The sequence below is a fragment of the Streptomyces sp. NPDC050549 genome, assembly GCF_040655035.1.
Classification (GTDB): domain Bacteria; phylum Actinomycetota; class Actinomycetes; order Streptomycetales; family Streptomycetaceae; genus Streptomyces.
The window spans coordinates 199,088-219,817 of the sequence record NZ_JBFAJD010000009.1 but is presented as its reverse complement, the minus strand read 5'-3'; the positions used below and the strand labels follow the sequence as shown (position 1 = coordinate 219,817).

Below are 20,730 nucleotides of genomic sequence, written 5' to 3'. Positions count from 1 at the left end.
GAAGCTTCCTTCCCCATCCCCCCACACACGACGACCCGAGAGGAGGCAGCCATGCCGGACCACACGACGCCCCACCCCGGCGCGCCGCAGCCGAACCCGTTCCCGAACTTCCCGCAGCCCACGCCGAGTTCACCCCTTCGGGTGGTGGTGGCCGACGACAACCCGGTGGTCCGGGCCGGCCTCACGGCACTCCTCTCGGGCCGCGCGGACATCACGGTCGTGGCGGAGGCGGCGGACGGCCGCGAGGCCTACGAGGCGGCCCGGCTGCACCGCCCCGACGTGGTCCTCCTGGACGTACGCATGCCCGGCGTGGACGGCATCTCCGCGCTCCCGTACCTGGTGGGGATCGCCCCGGTCGTGATGCTCACGTACAGCAGGGAGTCGGAGATCGTCCAGGAGGCGCTGCGCCGAGGGGCGGGCGGTTATCTGGTCCACGGCGAGTTCACGGCGGACGAACTGGTCGCCGCCGTAAGGGACATCAGGCAGGGCAGGGCCCACTTCACACCGTCGGCGGCGGGAGCGCTCCTGGCCCGACTGCGCCAGGAGCGTACGGGCCCGGCACTGCCGGAGGGACTGGGCTCATACGAGCCTCAACTAAGTGCGAATGCACACGTGATGGAACCCTCTACATCCATGCCATCACTGACTTCAAGCAAAGGGCTTTCGCAACTGCAACCGAATGTGGGACAGTTGTCGTCGGACAGGTCACGGTTCCAACTGAGCGCGAGGGAGGCGGAGATCATGGACCACATCGCGTCCGGCATGACCAACCAGCAGATCGCCGCCACCTGCTTCATCTCCGAGAAGACCGTCAAGAACCACATCAACCGCATCTTCGCCAAACTCCACAGCACCAGCCGCTCCGAGGCGGCGGCCAAGTGGCTGGGTACGGCGCCGGGTTCGGCCAGAGGGCTGGGGTGACCTGTGATGGCGGGACGAGACACCGATTGGGCCCGGGATTGGGCCCTGGGGCCCTCTGGCGAAACAGGTGTTGAGGCATACCGTTCTCATGTCGAAAGCGGCACCGGCGACGAGGAAGCCGGTAACGCGTCACTCGGAGGGGAACACCATGAGCGACCTGATGCTGAAGACCGCCGTCGCGACCAAGGCGCGAGTGAACGGCTGGAAGAACACGACCGTCGAGGCTCTGCAGCGCCGTGCGGGCGACAAGGGGCAGACGGCGGTGGAGTACCTGGGCATCATCGCGGTGGTCGTGGCGATCGTGCTGGCGATCACGGGTACGTCCATCGGTCAGTCCATCAAGGACGCGATCACGAGCAAGATCTCCGAAGTCACCGGCGGTTGATACGGACCGGTAGGTCCAGCGACGCAGGGCAGGCCTTCCCCATCTACATCACGGTGGTGGCGGGTCTGCTCTTCCTCGCGTTCGCCTACGTAGCGGTCGGCCAGGCCGCGGTGAACCGGAGCGGTGCCCAGACGGCCGCCGACGCGGCGGCCCTCGCGGCGGCCCAGGACACCCGGGAACAGCTCGCGGGCGAGTGGGTGAAGGACGTACTCGACCCGACGAAGTGGCAGGAGATCTTCGACGGCGACATCGCGGGGCTCGTCGATTCGTGCGGGCGGGCCGGTCAGCTCGCGGCGCAGAACAAGGCCCACGTGACCAGTTGTCTGCCGCCTGCGGGGCTGCCCTTGGAGTACACGATCGGTGTCGAGAGCGACAAGCCGGTCGGAGACTCGATCATCCCCGGTACGGAGAGCACCTACTCGAAAGCCCATGCCACTGCCGAGATCGAGGCGCTGTGCACGTTCCCACCCCTCATTGTGGACGCCGGTGAGAACGTGCTGCCGAAGCTCACTTGCAAGGGCGGCAAAGAGTGGGACCTAGACCCGCTCCACCTCACCGATCTCCCCGGACCCGAGGACCTTTTCGACGTCCACCTGGCCGACTGACAAGCGAACGACGAGTGATGAAGGAAGCAGAGTCATGAGGATTTGGTTCACTTCGACGGCCCGCAGGGGGACGGTCGCGCTGGCTGTCGCGGCCGGTCTGGCCCTCGGCGCGGCCGGCTGTGGGAGTGGCGGCGACGACAAGAGGCCGGACACGTCGGCGTCGGCCTCCAAGAGCAGCGGTGGATCCGATCCAAGCGCTCAGGAGGGGCAGTCGGACGAGCCCCTGGCCGAGCTGAAAGGCTCCAACGGCCTGCTTCTGCAGCTCACTTCGGCCCAGCGGGACTCCGGCGGCTTCGTCACGGTGAACGGCGATCTGAAGAATGACGGGGACAAGACCCTGGTGATTCCGTCCGCGCTGAGCGGCAACGAGACCGAGATCATCAAGAATGGTCCGTCGCTGGGCGGCGCCACGCTAATCGACTCGAAGAGCAAGAAGCGGTACTACGTGCTGCGGGACACGGACGGCCGTCCGCTGACGACCACGGGCTTCACGACGATCAAGGCGGGCGACAGCCTCGACGTCTTCATGCAGTTCCCCGCACCCCCTTCGAGCACCACCGAAGTCTCCTTCGAACTACCGACGTTCTCCGTCGGTACGATCAAGATCTCTGGGTGAGGCGGCCGTGACCACCACCCGCCGCCTCCCCCTAGTCGTCACCGCCGCCACCCTCATGGTCGCCGCGAACATCGTCGGCGCGGTCACCGCCCACGCTGACGACACCCCGAGCCCCAGCGTCCCCCCGGGCACCGAGGTCTCCGCCTCCGCCCCGGTGCAGGTCGACCCGAACGACCCGGACCTGAAGCTCCCCGAGGGCGCCACGCTCGCCGCCCCCAAGGTCCTGGACATCAAGTCGGTCGTGGAGGACCAGGGCGGCGAGGAACGCCGGGAGGACACCAACTCGGACGTGACCTTCGCCCTTCAGGCCGAGGTCCTCTTCAGCAAGGACAGCTCCAAGCTGAGCGCCGCTGCGAAGTCCCGTATCGACGCGATCGCCGCGGAGATCAAGAAGCAGAACGCGACCACGGTCCGCGTCTTCGGCTTCACCGACAACCTCGGCTCCTCGGCCCACGGCGACGTCCTCTCCAAGCAGCGCGCCGACGCCGTACAGGCCGTCCTGGACGCGGACCTGAACGACCCGAACATCACCTTCGAAGTACGCGGCTACGGCGAGCAGTACCCGATCGCCGACAACTCGACGGAGGCGGGCCGCAAGAAGAACCGAAGGGTCGAGGTGACTTTCCCGCGCACGGAGAGCTGACCGCTTCCCCCGCCTCGACAGGGCGCTTGGAAGATCTGGGCCACCTGGCCTCTGCAAGGCCTGACGCCAGTCGTCAAAGCCGGCCCGGATCTTCCCGTTGTCCGAACCTCACAGCTTGCCGAAGACCACTCCCCGCCAGGTCCAGCCGGACCTGAGAACGGTGTCGCGCAGGGGCTCGCGCATGTCGGCGCTGTCGAAGCGGAAGGTCTCCGTCGCCTCCAGGTGACCGCCGGCACCACGCTCTACGGTCCACCGACGGCTGACGGTTCGGCTCGGTCCGCGTGTGTACTCCGATGTCACCTGGAGCCTCGTCGGAGTACCGACTCGGCTCACCTCCCACTGTTCCTCAAGGGCGCGCACCTCGTGCTCCTTGTGGTCCAGCCGCATCCGGATCCGGAGAGCGTGACTGATCTGGGACCGGACGAAGACCTGCTGCCAGGCTGGTTCCGTCAACCGCCACTCCGAGAGCAGGTCGCACTGCTCGCCGCCGCCGTAGCGGATGACGTAGGGCACCTCGGGCTGGTTGAGCCCGAGCAGTGCCTCCCGCAAGTCCAGCGCCGGGACTGGTGACACCCCTTCGGCTGGGTGCTGGGTGCCGGTGAGTTTGTCGAAGAGTCCCATGAGGCCAACCTATGAAGGCTGGGACGGCGGCACAAGCGTCGTCTCCCCTAGGAGACTACGGCGTTGCACTCTCGTCCGGACGGATGGTTCGCACCACGCTCCGGAAGTCATCCAGCAGAGCGAGATGCCGCGAAGCGGTGGAGGTGAGCATCAGGCGGATCACGGCCCGCTTGTGCGGATCGTTGACGTCGAGCAGGGAAAGGTACACCTGGGACTGGAGGAGGTCGTGGCTTCGCCGACCGAGGACGACCGAGAAGGCCAGGGTCTGAGTGAGGCCAGGAGCACCCGCGGAGCCGGTCTCACGTCGGTCGGTGACTCTGATCGACGCGACGGATTCACTCATGAGACTCACCGACTCGTCGGCGATGCGGGGCAGCGTCGCCGTGTCGGGACGGTACTCGCCGTCGACTGTGATGTTCGAGGTGAAGCCGGTGTCCGACAGCAGATGGACGGCGACGAACGCCGCGCCGGGTGCGCCGACTTCGTCCGGAGGAGCTGCTCGCCAGCCTTGAGGTACTTCGAACTGAATCGGGATCGGCAGGGTCGTCGGCATAGAGAGGTTCCTTCCTCCGAAGGCGCATCCGCGGCGCCGGGCCGCGTGAGCGATGGTTCAGAGCACGTCGGTGAGGGCTTCAGAACACGCTGGTGACCGCATGCCCGAACGAACTCACACCATGTCCCACGGCGTCGGCCAGGTCACCCGCAGTGTCGGCGACCTTGTCCGGGTCGACACTGAAGTCGAAGCCCACTTCTCCGCCAAGGGCGGGGGAGAGACCGACTTTGGTGCTGAATTCCCACACGTCTTCGTTGTTCTTGCCAAGATCCAGGCTTGCCTCGACACCGGGACCGGCCCACCCTTCGGCAGAGAAGCCCGCCGAGACTCCGCCGAGATCAGCACCGAACCCGCCGCCGCCCTTGGCGCCCGCGAAGGCGTCGCCACCCACGTGCACACCCTCTTTGCCGCCCCCTGCATTCAGGTTGGCCTCGGCACCCGCTGTGGCCTCGGCTTTCGCGGACACGCCAAACGGGCCGACATTGACTTTTCCCTCGGAGGAGCCCTCAGTCCCCGCGAAGGCGCTCGCGTCTCCTTGCGGGCCGCTCTGGGAGATGCCGCCGCTGGCGGCGCCCTTCGCGCCGGCGTAGGCATCGGCCTTTCCGTCGAGTGTCCACGGCCCTCTGGTGAGGGAGCCCTCTCCGCTCGCGCTGCCCAGGTCGGCGTGTGCCTCCGCCTCGCCGAGTTTGCCGGATGCGATGTCCGGTCCCTCCGCACTCGCCCCCGCGCCGAGGCCGGATGCCTCGGTCTTACCCTTGGACTTCCAACCGTCGGGTTTGGTCCGGGCAGCTTCGCGCCTGGCCTCGTCCTCGTAGGTCTTGATGTTGCCGTGGGCTTGACTGTTGAAGCCAGTAAGTGTGCCGTCGCTGACATCGGAGTCGATCACCACCCGAGTGAGGGCATTCTCGACTTCGGTGTCGGTGTCGCTCACCGCCTTCACGAGCCGATCGAGCTCCGCCTGCCATGAGACGACAGTCTGGCCCACTGTGTGCTGGTAGTCGGGGTCGTGGTGCAAGGCTGTGCGCTGGCCCTCGCTCAGCTTCGTGGTGTCGTAGGAGACCACGCCTTGCTCCGAGACCGTCATGCCCGCCTTGACAGCGTCCTCTCGGGCAGACTCCAGTTTCTTTCGGAGACTCGTGAAGTCCGTGTGCGCCTCACGCAGCAGTGAGGCCACTGCCTTGGCCTCGACCTGCGCGGCCTGGAACTGCTTGAGCGTGGCGTCGAAGCGTCCGCTCGCCGCGTCCGCGCTCAACCCCGACCAGCCCGGACTCAGGGTGATGCCGTAGACGTCCCGTCGGTAGGCGGACTCCTGCTTGTGGAGTTCCTTCGCCATTTCGTCCCAGCGCTCTGAGGCTGTTGTGAGCGTGGACAGATCGGTCGTCATGATCTCGCGATACGTCGGCACGGCTTCCTTGTTGTCATTGCCAAGCTGTCTGCGAGTCGAGGTCGCGGCCTAACTGAGCCCCGTGGCGTGCCCGTCAGTACCCGGAGAGTGCCGACATCGCGTTTGTGTCCGACCCGACCTGGAAGTCCGTGGTCTGCAATGTGGTAGTGGTGCTGCGCAGCGCTGCCTTGTCCGATCCGAGCTTGTTCATCAGGTTTGTCACCTGGTCCCCCCAGGCCGTATGAGCCTTTTTCAGCGCTCCCGAGGCGCGCCATCCGTCGCGGAATTCCTTGACCGCCCCGTTGGTTTCCGTGTCCGCGTGGCCTGCGGCTTTGCGTGTGTCGGGCTCGATGCGCTGCTCAAGGGCGTTGGCCGCTGCCTGTTTCTGGGCCGGTGAGGAAACGAGCTTTTTCTGACCGTCGGGCAGTCCCTGAGAAGTCGGGGAGCCTCCGACATCGCCCGGCATCTGGTTCAGCCGCATCCCGATGGGTTGTGTCGTCGCGCTGCTGTTCGGATCCGCCCCTGTCATCAGCCTTACCCTATCGCGCTACCGCTTTCCAGTGCTGGTACGGCGTGTATCCCGACCACGACGATCCGATCGCTACCGTAGTGGCTTTGTTCCCTCGCTCGCATAACGGAATCGGGTTCAACTATCCGTGGTCGCTGGTTAGTTCGAGGCCGGAGAAGCCTTGTCGTCGGCTTTGAAGTCGTAGTGGATCTGGCCGCCGCTGACAGAGGTGACCTTGACCGTCACACCCAAGGTGCTGCCGTCGTCCGCCGTGAGCGTGCAGCGCGAGGTGGTGCCGATCTTTCCGACGAGGTCCTCGGGGCAGGAGACATCCGGTTTCGACTGCCCTGTGACGGCGGCGAGCTTTTCGGAGAGCGTGCTGGAAAGCTTGTCCGCGGACAGCTTCGGCGACGTGGACTTCTTGACCTCGACGGAAGCCGAACAGCCCAACAGCAGCGTGCTGGCCGCGATGGCCGCGAGGATCGACATGCCTGTGGTCATCGAGACTTTGAACATCGTGTACTCCTGGTCGGCAGGTCGGGTGAGAAGACCGGAAGAGCATACGAGGCGCCGTACTGCCAGGCCTGAATGGTCTGGGCAGACGGCTCGAAACGACTCGACCGTCGAAAGCCCCCTCTACAACAAGTGGTCAGCTTTCCCCGCCTTGATGTCCCGGATGAGGGTGCGGAGCGCATCGCGGCTGTCGGTGAGGTACTGGTCCTCCTGTCCGGCGACCGCGATGTAGGCGTTGCCTTCGGTGTCGGTGCCTATGCGGAAGCAGTTGTTGCCTTCGGCGCAGAAGGGCTCTTCCCAGGTGATCTTGGCCATGACGGCTCCTCAGAGTTGACGGGCGATGCTGTGGATGAGGTCTCGTGACGCCCGCGAGTCCAGTGACTTGGCGTGCCACCAGTCCATGTGGTCCCGGTATTTGGCGAGTTGGGCATCGGCGTGAGTGAACTCGCCGCCGTGAGCCGAGTCCAGTTGGACGGTGTCGAGTTGGGGGACGGCACCGTCCGCGTACAGCACCGCATGCCCCGCCCCGGGGAACGCGCCGACCTCGACGGTGAGGACCTGCACCTCGACGTTCTTCCGCTCGGAGACCTCGCACAGGTGCAGGAGCTGCTCCCGAGTCGTACGGCGTCCGCCGAACTGCATGCGCAGGGCCCACTCGTGGACGTAGGCGACGTACTCGACGGGGTTGTCCCGCTCCAGGACTTGTTGCCGCTGCACGCGCTGGGCCACCCGCAGTTCCACTTCCGATCCGGGCAACGGAGGTAGGGCGGCGTCGAAGACGGCGCGGGCGTATCCGCTCAGCTGGAGGAGTCCGGGGACGTGCACGGTCTGCAAGGTTCGCAGCCGGGTGGCGAACCACTCCAACTCGGCTACGTCCAGCAGCCCTTGGGGCAGGTTCCCCCGGTACTGCTCCCACCAGCCGCGCTGCCGGGAGTCGGCCATGGCGACCAGCCCGTCGATGTATCCCTGGTCCGCGCAGTCGTAGTTGCTTGCGAGTATCCGGATGCGCTCGGGGGAGAGGGCCCGGATGCCCGACTCCATGTTGGACACCTTCGTACGGTCCAGCCCGAGCAGCCCGGCGGCGTACTCCGTGGTCTTGCCCGCCGCGAGCCGCATCTTCCGCAACTCGGCCCCCAGGCGCCGCTGTCGCTCGGTGGGTGTGGGCCGTGTCGGCATCGGCATCTTCCTCCCGTTTGGTCAGGGTCAGTCTGCCCCCTGCCTGGCGTAGTGGTCCAACTCGAAGGAGGCAATATTCATGAATACGTGGCACGTGTGCCACGTGTAGCTCTACATTCAGTGACGGATCGACTACGACCCCTCCGCTCAACGGAAGCGCATCACGCGTGCCCGCCCACAATCTCCTCCCCTGGGAGGGGTGGGCCCGCGTCAGGGAGACAGGCCACCGTGCGGAGCCACAACACACCCTCTGACCAAGGGAGTTGCCATGACCTGCTCGACCCCGACCCGAGCCGACCTGCCGTCCGAACCCCCGGCCCCCGAAACCCTCGCCTACAGCCTCACTCTCCCCGCCGCCCCGCACACCCCATCGATCGCCCGCGCGGCGACACGCGCGGTGCTGAGGGCCCACGGCCTCCAGGACGTGACCGACGCCGCGGTGCAGGTGGTGAGCGAACTGGCCGCGTGCGCCTGCCGGTTCACGCCGACCGCCGAGGTGTACGTATCCCTCCGGTACCGCGACGGCGCCCTGCGCGTGAACCTTTACGACGGGCACCCCCGCCACACCCACGCCCGCCTCTCCGCCGCCTGTGACGCTCGGCGCCAGGCGACCCTGCGGGTGCTGGCCTGTGTGGTCCGGGCCTGCGCCGGCGACTGGGGTTTCGGCGACGCGCGCGAGCCGGGCGGCGGGACCCGGATGTGGGCGGTGCTGCCGCGCGCGGGCGCACGGGGTTACTTGAGCCATGGACGCACGTATGAGTGACAGCGCTCCGGGATCTGGGTCCCCACTTTGCGCGCCCCGTTACGTTCGCGGAGTGACCGAGCCGTACGTGATCGAACTGGAGCCTGAGGTGAGGGCCTGGCTGGAGACCCTGCCTCCACAGCACTACCGTCAGGTGGAGGAGAAAGCCGAGCTGCTGGGCGGGTCTCCGACGACCTTGAGTGAACCGCACTCCCGCAACCTGGGAGAGGGCGTCAAGCGCGCCAAGCTGGCGAAGGAGCTGTGCGAAGCTGAGCACGGACCTGCCCATGACGAGTTCACTCGTGAGTTCCGGGAGGAGCTGTGAACCACACCCGCTGGAAGCTGTCGCGGGAACGGCGAGCCGCGGAAGGCCACGTCGAGCCCCCTGACGTGCTCGCCGAGCGTGAGCAGATCCGGCTTGCCCACGAACTGGGGCAACTGGTCTACGACCGTCGTACGGCCCTGGGGCTTACTCAAGCGGTTCTGGGCGAGCGGCTCGGCATGAATACGGACGACGTTGAGGCAGTCGAGTTGGGCGGCATGCTCCCCCTCACCGCGGATCTGCCGGTCAGGCTTTCCACAGCGCTCGATGTCACGGTGGACCTCCATGTGGTCGCGAAAGGTCACAACAGAGTCGTGTTCGACGACCACGCGGCGTGAGCGGCCGAGCGGGTGACCTCGTCCAGCAGATTTCGACGCCGAGGTGATGGACCGGGCGTGGCCCCTGTTGGTCGAGCGGTTCGGGCACCGCCGCACCAGCGTTTGACATAGGTAGGAGAGCCGTGGCCTTCGGGGTGGGTCTCGAACCGAGGGAACCACCGGGGGATTGGGCACCGATTTGGGCCCACAGACCCATCTCGGGCACTCGTACCGTCCCTAGCCTCAACCCTGTTGTGGGCCAATGCCGGTGAGACCGGCGGGAGTTGCCACCCAGGGGGAGACATGGCGTCGGTCGGCGGGATATCACGGCCAGGACCGAGCGGGCGGCGCGAGATGCCCGCCCCGCTCGCCACCGCACTGGTGCTGGTGTACGCACTGCTCGCGGTCACCGTCGTCGGCGGCCTCGGCGTCCTGCTGACCGCCGCGTCGTACGACACACTCGACGGCCAGGTCGTCGCCCTCGTCGCCTACGCCGCCGCGCCGGGCGTCCTCGGCTGGTGGCTGGCCCGCCGCAGCTGGGAGGGCGGGACCCGGATCAGGCTCGGGCTCCTCGCCGTACAGGGCTGGTTGATCCTCGGCGGTGTCGTCAACCTCACCTCCGGATCCGCCCGCGGCGGCCTCCAGCTCTTCCTCCCGGTCGTCATCGCGTTCCTCCTGTTCCGCCCCGAGAGCCGCCAGTGGTACGGCCTCGCCGGACTGGAACGCGTCGAGCGCCGCCCGTTCTCCCTTGCCCGGCTGATCCGTTGGCGCCGGGACGAGGGGCAGACTGCGGTGGAGTACGCCGGATTCATCGCGATCGTCGCCGCCATCATCACCGCCCTGCTGGTCACCGGCCTGGGCACGCAGATCTTCAGCGGCATCCAGTCGGAGGTCTGCAAGGTCACCGGCACGGCCTGCGGAACCGGCACCACAACCACCGGGACCGACACAACGGGCGCCGACAAGCCCGCTCCTGCCGCCGACAAGCCCGCCCCCGCCGACGACAAGAAGGACGACAAGAAGGACGACAAGGGCGGCGGAGACGGCAGCGACGACGGCTGCTTCTCCGGCGTGGGCGCCTTCTTCGGCTGCGCCGGCGACCAGGTCAAACAGGTCGGCCAGGGCCTCTTCGTGGACGGTGTCTGGGGCGACCTCACCGGTATCTACGACATGGTCCGCCACCCCATCGACACCGTGAAGGGCATCGGCGACTACGGCAAACAGCTCGGCGACGACTGGTCCAAGAACTCCAAGGACGCCGGAAAGAAGTGGTCCGACGGCGACTACGGCGGCGCCCTGTGGGACTGGGGCAGCGCCTCCGTGAAGACCGGAGGCACGGTCCTCTACGACGTGTTCATCGGCGACGACGTCGCCAAGGACTGGAAGAACGGCGACAAGACCCGCGCCGTCACCCACGTCCTGTGGAACGTCGGCTCCCTCTTCATCCCGGGCTACGACGGCGCCAAGATCGTAGAAAAGGTCGGCGACCTGGGCAAGATCGGCAAGTTGGGCAAGCTCGGCGAACTCGCCGAGAAGGCGGCCAAGGCGGCGGAGGACGCGAAGAAGGCGGCCAAGGCCGGGGACGTGGCGGGCGCCGAGAAGGCGGCCAAGGAGGCCGACGAAGCGGCCGAGGCAGCGGAGAAGAAGGCCCGGCAGACCGGCTGCCTGGTCGGCGCACCCAGCCACCGGATCCCGTACGGCGAAAGCGGCGGCCGCACGCTCGGCGGCACCGGCACGGGCACCACGGTCCTGGCCGCCGGTAGCTCGCCGTATGTCGTACTCGCTCAGGGCAAGGACTGCGACGAGGACGCCGAGAAGGAGGCCGAGGAGGCCCGTAAGCAGGCGGACGAGGCCGACGAGGCGGCCGGGCGGATGACCAAGGAAGAGGTCGAGGCGGCCAAGAAGCCGACCGTGAACCAGGGCGACCCCAAGAAGTTCAAGGACCACTTCCTGCGCCACAAGAAGCTGCTGGAGGACGCGCTGGGCACCAAGTACAAGAAGCTCAAGGAGGACGGCCCGCGCTTCCTCCAGGACATCGAGGCCAACATCAAGAACGGCACGTTCAAGCTCGTCGGCAAGGGCACGCTGAAGAAGGGCGAGGCGGAGGGCCTCATTTACCGTGGCAAGGGCGTGACCGTCGTCCTGCACGAGAACGGCGACTTCTGGACCGTCCTGAAGTCCGGCGAGGGCCTCGACACGTCCCTCCAGATCACCAAGAAGGCTGAGTGACCGAATGACAGGAATGAGCAGCGCGGAGGACGTGCTCCGCCGGCGCCGCGTCACGGATGTCCTGGTGCCGGGCCGGATCGACCGGGACGAGACGATGTCCCGGTTCGTCCCCCAGCCGCTCGTCGTCTTCGTCCTCCTCGACGAAGGGGCCCTGCGCCTGGAATCGGTCGGCGGCTACGGCCAGTTGGAGGTCCGGGTGGTGGACAGGGTCACCCTGGCCGGCGTCGACCTCTACGCGGCCATCGAGGAGGAAGGCGACGAACTCGCCCTGGCCTCCCAGGGCGAACAGCTCTTCGGCGACAGCTGGGACCGCCTCCGCTGCACGGCGGTCCGCGCCTTCACGGATGCAGGCTCGAACCCCGAGGAGGGTGTGGTCAAATGCCTCGCCCTCGAACTGGAGTCCCGCTACTGGCTCTTCTTCGATCCGGCGTGGCCCTTCGGCATCAGAATCGGCAACGCCGAGGACATGCGCCGCTGGGAGGCGGAGTACGGGGAGCACTCCGGCCGGAACGCGGGGACCCGCCGCCCCGGAACGACCTGACCGGGGAAAGGAAGCGGAAGTTGGAGGAGCTGGGAGAACGCCCGCTGCTGCTCGCGAACCTCCTCCTCGTGGCGGAGCCGCGCCCCGCCGAACTCCGCCGCGCCCTCGCGGACTTGCTGGACCTGCCCGAGGAGGCCGTCGACGTGGCGCACCAGGACTGGGACCAGGAAGACCGGAACTGGGCGGCCCCGGTGCTCTGCACCTACTGCCCGCTGCCCCCGGGCGACCTGGCGCTCTCCCTCGACATCACCGTCACCGCCCCGGCCGCCGGCGACTTCACGGAAGCGGACCTCGCCCTCGGTCTCGCGGCCAGGGTGGGCAGTTCGGTCCTCTACCCCGCCGAGTCCTACCCACCGAGCGCCACTTGGGCGGCGGTCCCCGACGGCCGTACGGTCAGATGCAGCATCGAGCCGGTCGAGACGGGCTACGGCGCGGATGCCGTCCTCTACCCGTTCCGCGTCTACGACGTGGCAGCACAGGTACCGGACCTGCCCCCTACGGCCCCGTCTCCACCGTCACCTCAGCTCCCACCTCCAACCCCCACCCCGCCATGACCCCCGCCTCCGCCTCCAGCACATGTCGGGACCGGATCCGCGGCAGGCCCAGCCGCCCCGGCCTCATCGTGTGGACGGCGATGACCTCCAACTTCCGGTTCAGGTACGCCACATCGATCGGGAAGCGCATCCGGAACGTGTGCACGCTGCTCGCCGGTGAGAGCAGCATCGCCCCGTCGATCCCGTCCCGGCCGAGCAGCCCCTTCGTGCGGGCCCGGTAGGAGGTCGCGAGCTCCAGCGGAACGGCAACCGCGCCCGCGGCCCCCCGCACGATCAGCATCCCCCGCCCGTCACTCCACCGTCGTCCCATACCGGGCCACCTCTCCGCGCCACCGCCACTCCGGATCCACAGCCGTCCCATCCGGTGTCGACCGACCGTATCCGTCCCTGACTGGGCCCCACATGGGCCCACGGACCCATGTCCCGCCCGCCGCCACCCGGATATCGTCCCCGCGTGCGCCTGATTCTGATCGTCGTGGGTGCCCTGTGGGGCGCGTGGTCGGGCCTCCTGCTGCCCCGCGCCGCCCACCGCCTCTCCGTCGAGGCCGAGGAACCCTGGAAGGAACACTGCCCCGACGGCCACCTGATCAAGGGCCCGTTCGACGGCTGGCTGGGCCGCGCCCGCTGCAAGGGGACCGGCGACATCGACATCAGCACTTACGGCCCCAGCACCCCCGCCGTATCCACCGTCACCGCCCTCGTCTGCGCGATCCTCGCCGCGGCCACCGGCCCCCACCCCGAACTCGTCGTCTGGCTGTTCGCCGCCCCCGTCGCCGTTCTTCTCGCGCTCGTCGACTACCGGGTGCACCGTCTCCCCGACGTCCTCACCCTCCCCTTCGCCGCCGCCACCCTCGCTCTCCTCGGTGCCGCGGCCCTGCTGCCCGCCGGCGCCGGCTCCTGGCTCACCGCCCTGCTCGGTGGACTCACCCTCGGCGCCGGATACTTGGTGCTGTATCTCATCAACCCCGCCGGCATGGGCTTCGGCGATGTGAAGCTCGCCCTCGCCCTCGGCACGGCCCTCGGCTGGTACGGCTGGCCGGTGCTCGTCACGGGGGCCTTCGCGGGAGTGCTGTACGGCGCGCTGTACGGACTCGGCATGGTCGCCCTGCGCCGGGCGGGCCGTAAGACTGCGATCCCGCTGGGGCCGTTCATGCTCGGCGGCGCGCTCACGGGCGTGGTGCTGGGAGCGTTCGCGGTGGCGTGAGACGCTGACGAACCGGGTTCTGTACTAGGTGACGAGGGGACGAGGTGACGTACCCGTGCGGAAGATCTCCTACATGATGTCCGTGTCTCTCGACGGTTTCCTGGAGGGCCGCGACCGGGACATCAGCTGGCATCTGGTCGACGACGAACTCCACCAGCACATGAACGACACCCTCAGGCCCATGGGCGCCTTCGTCGACGGCCGGGTCACCCACGAACTGATGGCCGCCTACTGGCCCACCGCCGACGCCGACCCGGACGCCTCCGCGGTCACCGCCGAGTTCGCCGCCATCTGGCGGGACAAGCCGAAGACCGTGTACTCGCGGACGCTGCCCAGCGGTCCCGCCGAGTGGAACACGACCATCGTGTCCGAGGTCGTCCCCGAGGAACTGCGCGCCCTCAAGGAACAGCCCGGCGGAGACCTCTGTCTCGGCGGCGCCGACCTCGCCGCCACCTTCCTCCGGCTCGACCTCGTCGACGAGATCAAGGTGTACGTCCACCCGGTCCTCATCGGCCGCGGCAAACGCATGTTCCCCGAGGCCGACACCCACACCGCGCTCCGCCTCGCCGAGACCCACACCTTCGGCAACGGGGTCGTCCTGCTGCGCTACGAACTGGCCGCCGCGTAAAGCTGTTGTCCGTGGTGCTCTCACCGGATAGGAAGAACCCATGACTGGACTCGGCGCGGTGTTCCGTCCCCAACTGCCCCCCGAGCGACTCCGCGTGGTGGTCGAACTCGCCGACGCCTCGGGGCTCGAAGAGCTCTGGCTGTGGGAGGACTGCTTCCGCGAGGGCGGGATCTCGGCCGCGGCGGCGGCGCTCGCCTGGAGCGAGCGGGTGCGGGTCGGCGTGGGACTGCTGCCGGTCCCGCTGCGGAACGTCGCCATCACCGCGATGGAAGCGGCGACCCTGTACCGGCTGTTCCCCGGGCGCCCGGTCCTCGCCGTCGGACACGGCGTACAGGACTGGATGGGCCAGGTCGGCGCACGCGCCGAGTCCCCGGTGACCCTGCTGCGCGAGCATCTCGACGCGCTGCGCGCCCTGTTGCGCGGAGAACGGCTCACGACCCAGGGACGCTACGTCAAGCTCGACGACGTAGGCCTCGACTGGCCGCCGGCCGCTCCCGTCGAGATCCTCGCCGGCGCCGGCGGCCCGCGCACCCTCCGCCTCTCCGGCGCCGCAGCCGACGGCACGGTCCTCACCGCGTCCACCGCACCGGACGGCGTCCGGCGGGCCCGCCAACTCATCGACGAGGGACGGGAGTCGGCGGGCCGTACCGAAGCGCACCAGGTCGTCGTCTATCTCCTCACCGCCACCGGACCGGGCGCCGCCGCCCGCCTTCGCGCCGAACTCGCCGAAGAGGGCCTGGAGTCGGTCCCCGACCTCGGTGTCGCCGGCGACGCGGACGCCGTGGCGAAGGCCGTCCAGCGCCTCGCCGAGGCCGGCGCCGACACGGTCGTCCTCCAGCCCACGGGCGACGAACCCGACCCGGAGGCCTTCGTACGCTTCGCGGCGGAGGAGGTCAGGGCACTCGTCCCCTGACCGTCCCGCGCTGCTTCGAAAATCGGCAGCGCCCCCTGACACCGCCCTGCGACCATCGCCCCATGGGCAACAGCAGGAGCTTTGAGGATCTTGTCGCGGAGGGGACCGCCGTCCCCACCGAGGGCTGGGACTTCTCGTGGTTCGAGGGGCGGGCCACCGAGGAACGGCCTTCGTGGGGATACGCGCGCTCCGCCGGGGACCGGCTCACCCGTGCGACCACCGCCCTGGACGTCCAGACCGGGGGAGGGGAGGTCTTCGACTTCGCCCTGGGCCGGGCCGCCGGCCGGCCCCCGATGATGGTCGCCGCCACCGAGGGCTGGCCGGCGAACGTCGCCAAGGCCACCGAGCTGCTCCGCTCGCGCGGGGTCGTGGTGGTGGCGGTGGACGAGGATGCCCCACTGCCCTTCGCGGACGCGGCCTTCGACCTCGTCCTGAGCCGCCATCCGGTCCGCGCCCACTGGCCCGAGATCGCCCGCGTCCTGCGCCCCGGCGGCACCTACTTCGCCCAACACGTGGGCCCCCGCAGCGCCTTCGAACTCGTCGAGCACTTCCTCGGCCCCCAGCCGGAGGCTGTGAGCGGTGCCCGCGACCCCGAGCGCGAGCGGGCGGGCGCCGAGGCCGCGGGGCTGGAGGTCGTCGGCCTGCGGGCGGAGCGGCTACGCATGGAGTTCTACGACATCGCGGCCGTCGTGCACTTCCTCCGCAAGGTGATCTGGATGGTCCCGGACTTCACGGTCGCGGCCTACGAGGCCCAACTCCGCTCCCTGCACGAGCAGATCGAGGCCACGGGGCCGTTCGTGACCCACAGCACCCGGCACCTGTTCGACGTGCGCAAGCCGCTCGTGTGACGCCCGCCTGATTCAGGCATGCGGCCCGGAGGTCACCTTCCCGATCACCAACTCCGCCCGCGCCTCCAGCACTTCGCCCACCCGCTCCGTCCGCTCGCCCAACTCCCTTTCCTGCCGCGCCGTCAGCTGTCCCAGCGGCTCCACGGTGACGGTCGTACGCCGTCCGTGTCTGCGCTGGTGCCAGACCCCGGCGACCACCCCGTCGACCAGCAGTACGGGGTGGTTGCCGGCCTGCCCGCCCGCCAGCGCCCGCCGGTACGCGGCACCCGGGAACAGCGTCTCGCGGGGCTGGGCGGCGATGACGTAGGCGTCGAAGTAGGGGAGGAGGCGCACGCCCCGGGCGGGTTCCTCGGGGAACACCGTGTCGCCCGCCGCCAGCCACGCGCGCGTGCCCGCGAAGTCGACCTCCTCGATCCCGCCCTCGGCGGCGCAGGTCTCGAAGAGCGCCGTCGCCCAACCTCCGGGCGCCGCAAGCCATTTGGCGAAATCCGGTGGGGTCGCCGGACCGTAGGCGCGCAGATATCGCCCTACGAGGGTGCGCAGGGCCTCGGCCGTGGCGAGCGGGGTGAAGCGGGGCGGGCGGGTGTAGGTGACTTTGCGGCCGCGGTTCGGGCCGAAGCACAGGGCGCCGGACTGGCCGGCGCGGTGCAGGACCTGGCGCCAGCGCGGCCACAGGTCCTGGAAGGCCGGCATCACCCGGTCCCCGGCCCATGGACCGGTGCGGGCGACGACCGCCTCGTCGAGTTCGTCGATGGTCAGGGTCCGTCCGTCCAGGGCGTCGGCGACGGCCGCGACCACCTCGGTGGCCTGTGCGTCGGTGAGCCGGATGTCGGGGGCGAACCGGCCCGTGCCCGGGATCGCGGTCAACGCGGCGCTCCACAGCGGGAGTTCGCCGGTGGGCAGCAGATGGACGGTCCCGCGCGGGCCGTGGGCCTTGAGCAGCGAGGCGGGCGAGCCGTCGGCCTGCCACAATGCCGCTCGCACGTCCGTCCGGGTCCGCCCGGCGGCCCGTACCCCCACCGACACCTCGGCCGCCGACAGCACCTGCGCGTGGGCGGCGAGCATCGACGCCACCACGTCGGCGACCGGTGTGCCGGTCCCGGCCGGGGTGTCCAGGAACTGCCGTTCGAGACGGCGGGCGCTTGCCCGCTCCCAAGTGATCCTCACGGTCATGTCCCGACGCCAGGGCCGAACTAGGTCACCGCACGTCCTCCACACCTCCACGCGGTTTCCACATCGTTATTGAGATCGACTCGCGTTCCGGCCATCTCCTCACGTAAGTTCGGACCAAGGTAATTCGCGTGAGCAAAGCTGCGCGGTCGGCACCGCGCGGTGGAGGGGGCTGCGCGGTGCCGTGCCCCGTCAAGCGGACGTTCACTGGCGTGTCACCCCTGCGAGCGACACGCCGGGGGCTGGCGGAAAACCTGCATGTTCTCCTCGTAATCCACTGTGAACCAGCCATGATCAGGGCTGGAATCAGGGCTTCCGGGCCCCTGGTCGTGTTGTCGGCCGACTTCGGAGAGTAGTTGTGGGCCGCCGATGCGCGCAGCATCACTTACGAAGGGTTATGGTGGAAACCCCCCCCTCGGGCCGGTCCGTATCCCCCCCACGGACCGGCCCGATTTTTTGTGCCCCGGCGGTGACGACCCCCGCGCGGGCCGACCGGGGCCCGGGACCGACACTCGTACCGACCCCGCGCCGAACCGGGACCGACCTCCCCGCCGAACCGAGACCGACCTTCGTGCCGAACCGGGATGAGCCCAGACACCCCTTGGGGGAGCCGGGCTCCGGCGGGGGTAGGCTTCGACGCCGGGGACTGCCATCCACGGAGGGGCTGACAACACGTGAACGTGCGCGACACCCTGCGCCGCCTGCTGGTCAGGTTCTACGCACGCAGGGTGGGAGGCCATCTCGACCACGCGTCGGTGCCCAAGCACATCGGCGTCATCATGGACGGCAACCGGCGCTGGGCGAAGGCCGCGGGTTCCACCACCGTCCAGGGGCACCAGGCCGGCGGCGACAAGATCGAGGAGTTCCTCGGCTGGTGCAGCGAGACGGACGTCGAGGTCGTCACCCTGTGGCTGCTGTCGACGGACAACTTCGACCGCCCCCAGGAAGAGCTCGGCCCGCTGCTCGGCATCATCGAGAACGTCGTCACTTCCCTTGCCGCGGACGGCCGTTGGCGCGTGCACCACGTCGGCACCCTCGACCTGCTGCCGTCGGGAATGCAGTCCGCCCTCAAGGAGGCGGAGGAGTCCACCGCGCACATCGACGGGATACTCGTCAATGTCGCCATCGGCTACGGCGGCCGACAGGAGATCGCCGACGCGGTCCGCTCGATGATCCTGGACGCCGCCGACAAGGGCACCTCGATGGAGGAGCTCGCCGAGCACGTGGACGTCGAACTCATCGGCAGACACCTCTATACGGGCGACCAGCCCGACCCCGATCTGGTGATCCGTACCAGCGGAGAACAGCGGCTGTCCGGATTCATGCTCTGGCAGACGGCCCACTCCGAGTACTACTTCTGCGAAGTCTTCTGGCCGGCCTTCCGAAAGGTCGACTTCCTGCGCGCGATGCGCGACTACGCGGCGCGACACCGACGTTACGGCGGATGACGGGCAAGGCACCCCGAGTACCCCGTTTGGTGCACAAGTAACAAGGAGTTCACCAGGGCGTCGTCATATGCCGTGGCATGGCGGCGCATGTTCGAGGGCATAAGCCAAGCAGGTCGACGCCCGAACCACGGGTGTCGTATCTCAGCGGACGGCACGGGGCCGTCCGCCCGGGAGGCCCTTTGCACCAGCCCGACCGTGCGGTCAGTACGGGCGAGACGGAGGGCCGGTCCTCGGCCCGCGCACTGCGGTCCGGACCGGTCCAGCTCCTCTCCGTCGCTCCCCGACCTCTTCCGAGGGGGTACGTCCTTCCGTGGTGACCAGCACAAAGCGCCGCCTGCCTGACCGGCGCACCTATGTTCTCGACACCAGCGTCCTGCTGGCCGACCCGAACGCACTGAACCGCTTCGACGAGCACGAAGTCGTGCTGCCGATCGTCGTGGTCACAGAGCTGGAGGCCAAGCGGCACCATCCCGAACTCGGCTACTTCGCCCGGCAGGCCCTGCGCCTGCTCGACGAGTTCCGGGTCCGGCACGGTCGCCTCGACGCCCCCATCCCGATCGGGGAACTCGGCGGCACCGTCAGGGTCGAGCTCAACCACTCGGACCCCAGCGTGCTGCCCAGCGGCTACCGCCTGGGGGACAACGACTCCCGCATCCTCGCGGTCGCCCGCAATCTGCAGGCCGAGGGGTACGACGTCACCGTCGTGTCGAAGGACCTTCCGCTCAGGATCAAGGCCTCGTCCGTCGGACTCCTCGCCGAGGAGTACCGCGCGGAACTGGCCATCACGGGCTCCTCCGGCTGGACCGGAATGTCCGAACTGACCCTGCCGGGCGAACAGGTGGACATCCTCTTCGAGGAGGGCCACGTCTACGTCCCGGAAGCGGCCGACCTTCCCGTGCACACCGGGCTGACCATCCAGTCCGAGCGCGGCAAGGCGCTGGGCCGGGTCACCGCCGACGGCAACGTCCGGCTGGTGCGCGGCGACCGCGAGGCCTTCGGCATCAAGGGCCGCAGCGCGGAACAGCGCATCGCGCTGGATCTGCTGCTCGACCCGGACGTCGGCATCCTGTCCATGGGAGGCCGGGCCGGCACCGGCAAGTCCGCGCTCGCGCTCTGCGCGGGCCTGGAGGCGGTCCTGGAGCGCCGCCAGCACAAGAAGGTGATGGTCTTCCGGCCGCTGTACGCGGTGGGCGGACAGGAACTGGGCTATCTGCCCGGCTCCGAGGCCGACAAGATGGGCCCCTGGGCCCAGGCGGTCTTCGACACGCTGTCCGCGGTCACCAGCCGCGAGGTCATCGAGGAGGTCACCGCCCGCGGGATGCTGGAGGTCCTGCCCCTCACCCACATCCGCGGACGCTCGCTGCACGACGCGTTCGTGATCGTGGACGAGGCGCAGTCCCTGGAGCGGAACGTCCTGCTGACCGTTCTGTCCCGAATCGGCGCCAATTCACGGGTGGTTCTCACCCATGACGTGGCCCAGCGGGACAACCTGAGGGTCGGCCGCTACGACGGTGTCGTCGCCGTGGTGGAGAAGCTGAAGGGCCACCCGCTCTTCGCGCATGTGACCCTCACAAGGTCCGAGAGGTCCCAGATCGCGGCGCTTGTGACCGAAATGCTGGAGGACGGCCAAATCTGAGATAGTTGCAGGTCAGTTGGCGCCGCCCCGCGAAGCCTAAGAGCTTAGCGGGGCGGCGCTTTGGCGTCCTGCTGTTTCTCCAAATCCCCAGGGGCAAACGGGATGTGAGCTTTCACACGCAACTCAGAATTGCCACCCGGCGTCCGGTTACGGCAGAGTCTCATTCCTGTCAGGCCCCGCATACGACACACGTGTACCCCCAGCGGTACGCACCAACTTGAGCATCACAGCCAACTCCACAGCGAAGTCGTAT

26 protein-coding genes are annotated in these 20,730 nt (G+C 68.6%); 17 read left to right on the top strand and 9 right to left on the bottom strand.

All coding sequences use genetic code 11. The features are described from left to right. Nucleotides 1-51: 51 nt before the first annotated feature. The 5 genes from AB0I51_RS16350 (at nucleotide 52) to AB0I51_RS16330 (ending at nucleotide 3,170) form a co-directional block, all read left to right on the top strand. Nucleotides 52-921: a response regulator transcription factor gene (locus AB0I51_RS16350; protein ID WP_362975508.1), complete on the top strand. Its 870-nt coding sequence runs from the start codon at nucleotides 52-54 to the stop codon at nucleotides 919-921. Between the two features lie 148 nt (nucleotides 922-1,069). Further along, the gene (locus AB0I51_RS16345) at nucleotides 1,070-1,306 is read left to right on the top strand and encodes a hypothetical protein (protein ID WP_362975506.1); all 237 of its coding nucleotides are present in this window, start codon (nucleotides 1,070-1,072) and stop codon (nucleotides 1,304-1,306) included. Beyond that, the gene (locus AB0I51_RS16340; RefSeq protein WP_362975627.1) at nucleotides 1,306-1,911 is read left to right on the top strand and encodes a pilus assembly protein TadG-related protein; all 606 of its coding nucleotides are present in this window, start codon (nucleotides 1,306-1,308) and stop codon (nucleotides 1,909-1,911) included. Before AB0I51_RS16345 ends, AB0I51_RS16340 begins: the two co-directional genes overlap by 1 nt. A gap of 34 nt (nucleotides 1,912-1,945) precedes the next feature. Beyond that, nucleotides 1,946-2,527 carry a hypothetical protein gene (locus tag AB0I51_RS16335; RefSeq protein ID WP_362975504.1) on the top strand — a complete coding sequence of 194 codons (582 nt, stop codon included), beginning with the start codon at nucleotides 1,946-1,948 and terminating at the stop codon, nucleotides 2,525-2,527. Nucleotides 2,528-2,582: 55 nt separating this feature from the next. Then, nucleotides 2,583-3,170 carry an OmpA family protein gene (locus AB0I51_RS16330; RefSeq protein WP_362975625.1) on the top strand — a complete coding sequence of 196 codons (588 nt, stop codon included), beginning with the start codon at nucleotides 2,583-2,585 and terminating at the stop codon, nucleotides 3,168-3,170. A gap of 108 nt (nucleotides 3,171-3,278) precedes the next feature. Here AB0I51_RS16330 and AB0I51_RS16325 read toward each other — a convergent pair whose 3' ends face one another. The 7 genes from AB0I51_RS16325 to AB0I51_RS16295 all read right to left on the bottom strand — a co-directional run bounded on the left by AB0I51_RS16325 (nucleotide 3,279) and on the right by AB0I51_RS16295 (nucleotide 7,925). Next, nucleotides 3,279-3,791, bottom strand: a complete 513-nt coding sequence (locus AB0I51_RS16325) for a hypothetical protein (protein WP_362975502.1) — start codon at nucleotides 3,789-3,791, stop codon at nucleotides 3,279-3,281. 55 nt (nucleotides 3,792-3,846) lie between these two features. After that, nucleotides 3,847-4,344 carry a hypothetical protein gene (locus AB0I51_RS16320; protein ID WP_362975500.1) on the bottom strand — a complete coding sequence of 166 codons (498 nt, stop codon included), beginning with the start codon at nucleotides 4,342-4,344 and terminating at the stop codon, nucleotides 3,847-3,849. Nucleotides 4,345-4,423: 79 nt separating this feature from the next. Then, the gene (locus tag AB0I51_RS16315) at nucleotides 4,424-5,728 is read right to left on the bottom strand and encodes a hypothetical protein (RefSeq protein WP_362975498.1); all 1,305 of its coding nucleotides are present in this window, start codon (nucleotides 5,726-5,728) and stop codon (nucleotides 4,424-4,426) included. 94 nt (nucleotides 5,729-5,822) lie between these two features. Beyond that, entirely contained in the window at nucleotides 5,823-6,257 is a 435-nt protein-coding gene (locus AB0I51_RS16310) for a hypothetical protein (RefSeq protein ID WP_362975496.1), read from the bottom strand. A 138-nt stretch (nucleotides 6,258-6,395) separates the two neighbouring features. Continuing rightward, nucleotides 6,396-6,725, bottom strand: a complete 330-nt coding sequence (locus AB0I51_RS16305; RefSeq protein WP_362975494.1) for a DUF4333 domain-containing protein — start codon at nucleotides 6,723-6,725, stop codon at nucleotides 6,396-6,398. Nucleotides 6,726-6,872: 147 nt separating this feature from the next. Next, complete coding sequence (locus AB0I51_RS16300; RefSeq protein WP_362975492.1) at nucleotides 6,873-7,064, bottom strand: hypothetical protein; 192 nt, start codon at nucleotides 7,062-7,064, stop codon at nucleotides 6,873-6,875. Between the two features lie 9 nt (nucleotides 7,065-7,073). Further along, nucleotides 7,074-7,925 (bottom strand): helix-turn-helix transcriptional regulator, encoded by an 852-nt coding sequence (locus AB0I51_RS16295; RefSeq protein WP_362975490.1) that lies wholly within the window; start codon nucleotides 7,923-7,925, stop codon nucleotides 7,074-7,076. Between the two features lie 268 nt (nucleotides 7,926-8,193). Between AB0I51_RS16295 and AB0I51_RS16290 the strand changes: the two genes are divergently transcribed. The 6 genes from AB0I51_RS16290 (at nucleotide 8,194) to AB0I51_RS16265 (ending at nucleotide 12,630) form a co-directional block, all read left to right on the top strand. Beyond that, complete coding sequence (locus AB0I51_RS16290) at nucleotides 8,194-8,688, top strand: ATP-binding protein (RefSeq protein WP_362975488.1); 495 nt, start codon at nucleotides 8,194-8,196, stop codon at nucleotides 8,686-8,688. Between the two features lie 52 nt (nucleotides 8,689-8,740). Then, complete coding sequence (locus AB0I51_RS16285) at nucleotides 8,741-8,992, top strand: hypothetical protein (protein ID WP_362975486.1); 252 nt, start codon at nucleotides 8,741-8,743, stop codon at nucleotides 8,990-8,992. Beyond that, the gene (locus tag AB0I51_RS16280; RefSeq protein ID WP_362975484.1) at nucleotides 8,989-9,327 is read left to right on the top strand and encodes a helix-turn-helix domain-containing protein; all 339 of its coding nucleotides are present in this window, start codon (nucleotides 8,989-8,991) and stop codon (nucleotides 9,325-9,327) included. The genes AB0I51_RS16285 and AB0I51_RS16280 overlap by 4 nt, the downstream gene beginning before the upstream one ends. 333 nt (nucleotides 9,328-9,660) lie before the next feature. Then, nucleotides 9,661-11,535, top strand: coding sequence for a hypothetical protein (locus AB0I51_RS16275; RefSeq protein WP_362975482.1), 1,875 nt, complete (start codon nucleotides 9,661-9,663; stop codon nucleotides 11,533-11,535). Between the two features lie 13 nt (nucleotides 11,536-11,548). Then, nucleotides 11,549-12,076, top strand: coding sequence for a hypothetical protein (locus AB0I51_RS16270; protein WP_362975480.1), 528 nt, complete (start codon nucleotides 11,549-11,551; stop codon nucleotides 12,074-12,076). A 20-nt stretch (nucleotides 12,077-12,096) separates the two neighbouring features. Further along, entirely contained in the window at nucleotides 12,097-12,630 is a 534-nt protein-coding gene (locus tag AB0I51_RS16265) for a hypothetical protein (RefSeq protein ID WP_362975478.1), read from the top strand. Here the strand turns inward: AB0I51_RS16265 and AB0I51_RS16260 are convergent. Further along, the gene (locus AB0I51_RS16260) at nucleotides 12,572-12,940 is read right to left on the bottom strand and encodes a DUF192 domain-containing protein (protein WP_362975476.1); all 369 of its coding nucleotides are present in this window, start codon (nucleotides 12,938-12,940) and stop codon (nucleotides 12,572-12,574) included. The genes AB0I51_RS16265 and AB0I51_RS16260 overlap by 59 nt on opposite strands. 144 nt (nucleotides 12,941-13,084) lie before the next feature. On the opposite strand from AB0I51_RS16260, the gene AB0I51_RS16255 reads away from it, so the two are divergent. From AB0I51_RS16255 to AB0I51_RS16240, 4 genes are all read left to right on the top strand, one after another. Continuing rightward, nucleotides 13,085-13,834: an A24 family peptidase gene (locus AB0I51_RS16255; RefSeq protein WP_362975475.1), complete on the top strand. Its 750-nt coding sequence runs from the start codon at nucleotides 13,085-13,087 to the stop codon at nucleotides 13,832-13,834. Nucleotides 13,835-13,889: 55 nt separating this feature from the next. Continuing rightward, the gene (locus AB0I51_RS16250; RefSeq protein ID WP_362975473.1) at nucleotides 13,890-14,462 is read left to right on the top strand and encodes a dihydrofolate reductase family protein; all 573 of its coding nucleotides are present in this window, start codon (nucleotides 13,890-13,892) and stop codon (nucleotides 14,460-14,462) included. 40 nt (nucleotides 14,463-14,502) lie between these two features. Further along, nucleotides 14,503-15,375, top strand: coding sequence for an LLM class flavin-dependent oxidoreductase (locus AB0I51_RS16245; RefSeq protein ID WP_362975471.1), 873 nt, complete (start codon nucleotides 14,503-14,505; stop codon nucleotides 15,373-15,375). Between the two features lie 62 nt (nucleotides 15,376-15,437). Next, nucleotides 15,438-16,223 (top strand): methyltransferase domain-containing protein, encoded by a 786-nt coding sequence (locus AB0I51_RS16240; protein ID WP_362975469.1) that lies wholly within the window; start codon nucleotides 15,438-15,440, stop codon nucleotides 16,221-16,223. A 12-nt stretch (nucleotides 16,224-16,235) separates the two neighbouring features. On the opposite strand, the gene AB0I51_RS16235 is transcribed toward AB0I51_RS16240, so the two are convergent. Continuing rightward, nucleotides 16,236-17,396 (bottom strand): winged helix DNA-binding domain-containing protein, encoded by a 1,161-nt coding sequence (locus AB0I51_RS16235; RefSeq protein ID WP_362975467.1) that lies wholly within the window; start codon nucleotides 17,394-17,396, stop codon nucleotides 16,236-16,238. A gap of 671 nt (nucleotides 17,397-18,067) precedes the next feature. Between AB0I51_RS16235 and AB0I51_RS16230 the strand changes: the two genes are divergently transcribed. Further along, nucleotides 18,068-18,841, top strand: coding sequence for an isoprenyl transferase (locus tag AB0I51_RS16230; RefSeq protein WP_362975465.1), 774 nt, complete (start codon nucleotides 18,068-18,070; stop codon nucleotides 18,839-18,841). Between the two features lie 310 nt (nucleotides 18,842-19,151). After that, nucleotides 19,152-20,477, top strand: coding sequence for a PhoH family protein (locus AB0I51_RS16225; RefSeq protein ID WP_362975463.1), 1,326 nt, complete (start codon nucleotides 19,152-19,154; stop codon nucleotides 20,475-20,477). The last annotated feature ends 253 nt before the right edge of the window (nucleotides 20,478-20,730 follow it).

What these genes read in the sequence shown, in the direction of transcription:
- AB0I51_RS16315 (WP_362975498.1), bottom strand. Translation starts at nt 5,728, where the DNA reads ATGACGACCGATCTGTCCACGCTCACAACAGCCTCAGAGCGCTGGGAC.
- AB0I51_RS16325 (WP_362975502.1), bottom strand. Translation starts at nt 3,791, where the DNA reads ATGGGACTCTTCGACAAACTCACCGGCACCCAGCACCCAGCCGAAGGG.
- AB0I51_RS16320 (WP_362975500.1), bottom strand. Translation starts at nt 4,344, where the DNA reads ATGCCGACGACCCTGCCGATCCCGATTCAGTTCGAAGTACCTCAAGGC.
- AB0I51_RS16260 (WP_362975476.1), bottom strand. Translation starts at nt 12,940, where the DNA reads ATGGGACGACGGTGGAGTGACGGGCGGGGGATGCTGATCGTGCGGGGG.
- AB0I51_RS16240 (WP_362975469.1), top strand. Translation starts at nt 15,438, where the DNA reads ATGGGCAACAGCAGGAGCTTTGAGGATCTTGTCGCGGAGGGGACCGCC.
- AB0I51_RS16295 (WP_362975490.1), bottom strand. Translation starts at nt 7,925, where the DNA reads ATGCCGACACGGCCCACACCCACCGAGCGACAGCGGCGCCTGGGGGCC.
- AB0I51_RS16270 (WP_362975480.1), top strand. Translation starts at nt 11,549, where the DNA reads ATGAGCAGCGCGGAGGACGTGCTCCGCCGGCGCCGCGTCACGGATGTC.
- AB0I51_RS16345 (WP_362975506.1), top strand. Translation starts at nt 1,070, where the DNA reads ATGAGCGACCTGATGCTGAAGACCGCCGTCGCGACCAAGGCGCGAGTG.
- AB0I51_RS16235 (WP_362975467.1), bottom strand. Translation starts at nt 17,396, where the DNA reads ATGACCGTGAGGATCACTTGGGAGCGGGCAAGCGCCCGCCGTCTCGAA.
- AB0I51_RS16300 (WP_362975492.1), bottom strand. Translation starts at nt 7,064, where the DNA reads ATGGCCAAGATCACCTGGGAAGAGCCCTTCTGCGCCGAAGGCAACAAC.
- AB0I51_RS16305 (WP_362975494.1), bottom strand. Translation starts at nt 6,725, where the DNA reads ATGTCGATCCTCGCGGCCATCGCGGCCAGCACGCTGCTGTTGGGCTGT.
- AB0I51_RS16310 (WP_362975496.1), bottom strand. Translation starts at nt 6,257, where the DNA reads ATGACAGGGGCGGATCCGAACAGCAGCGCGACGACACAACCCATCGGG.
- AB0I51_RS16290 (WP_362975488.1), top strand. Translation starts at nt 8,194, where the DNA reads ATGACCTGCTCGACCCCGACCCGAGCCGACCTGCCGTCCGAACCCCCG.
- AB0I51_RS16335 (WP_362975504.1), top strand. Translation starts at nt 1,946, where the DNA reads ATGAGGATTTGGTTCACTTCGACGGCCCGCAGGGGGACGGTCGCGCTG.
- AB0I51_RS16275 (WP_362975482.1), top strand. Translation starts at nt 9,661, where the DNA reads ATGCCCGCCCCGCTCGCCACCGCACTGGTGCTGGTGTACGCACTGCTC.
- AB0I51_RS16245 (WP_362975471.1), top strand. Translation starts at nt 14,503, where the DNA reads ATGACTGGACTCGGCGCGGTGTTCCGTCCCCAACTGCCCCCCGAGCGA.
- AB0I51_RS16330 (WP_362975625.1), top strand. Translation starts at nt 2,583, where the DNA reads ATGGTCGCCGCGAACATCGTCGGCGCGGTCACCGCCCACGCTGACGAC.
- AB0I51_RS16350 (WP_362975508.1), top strand. Translation starts at nt 52, where the DNA reads ATGCCGGACCACACGACGCCCCACCCCGGCGCGCCGCAGCCGAACCCG.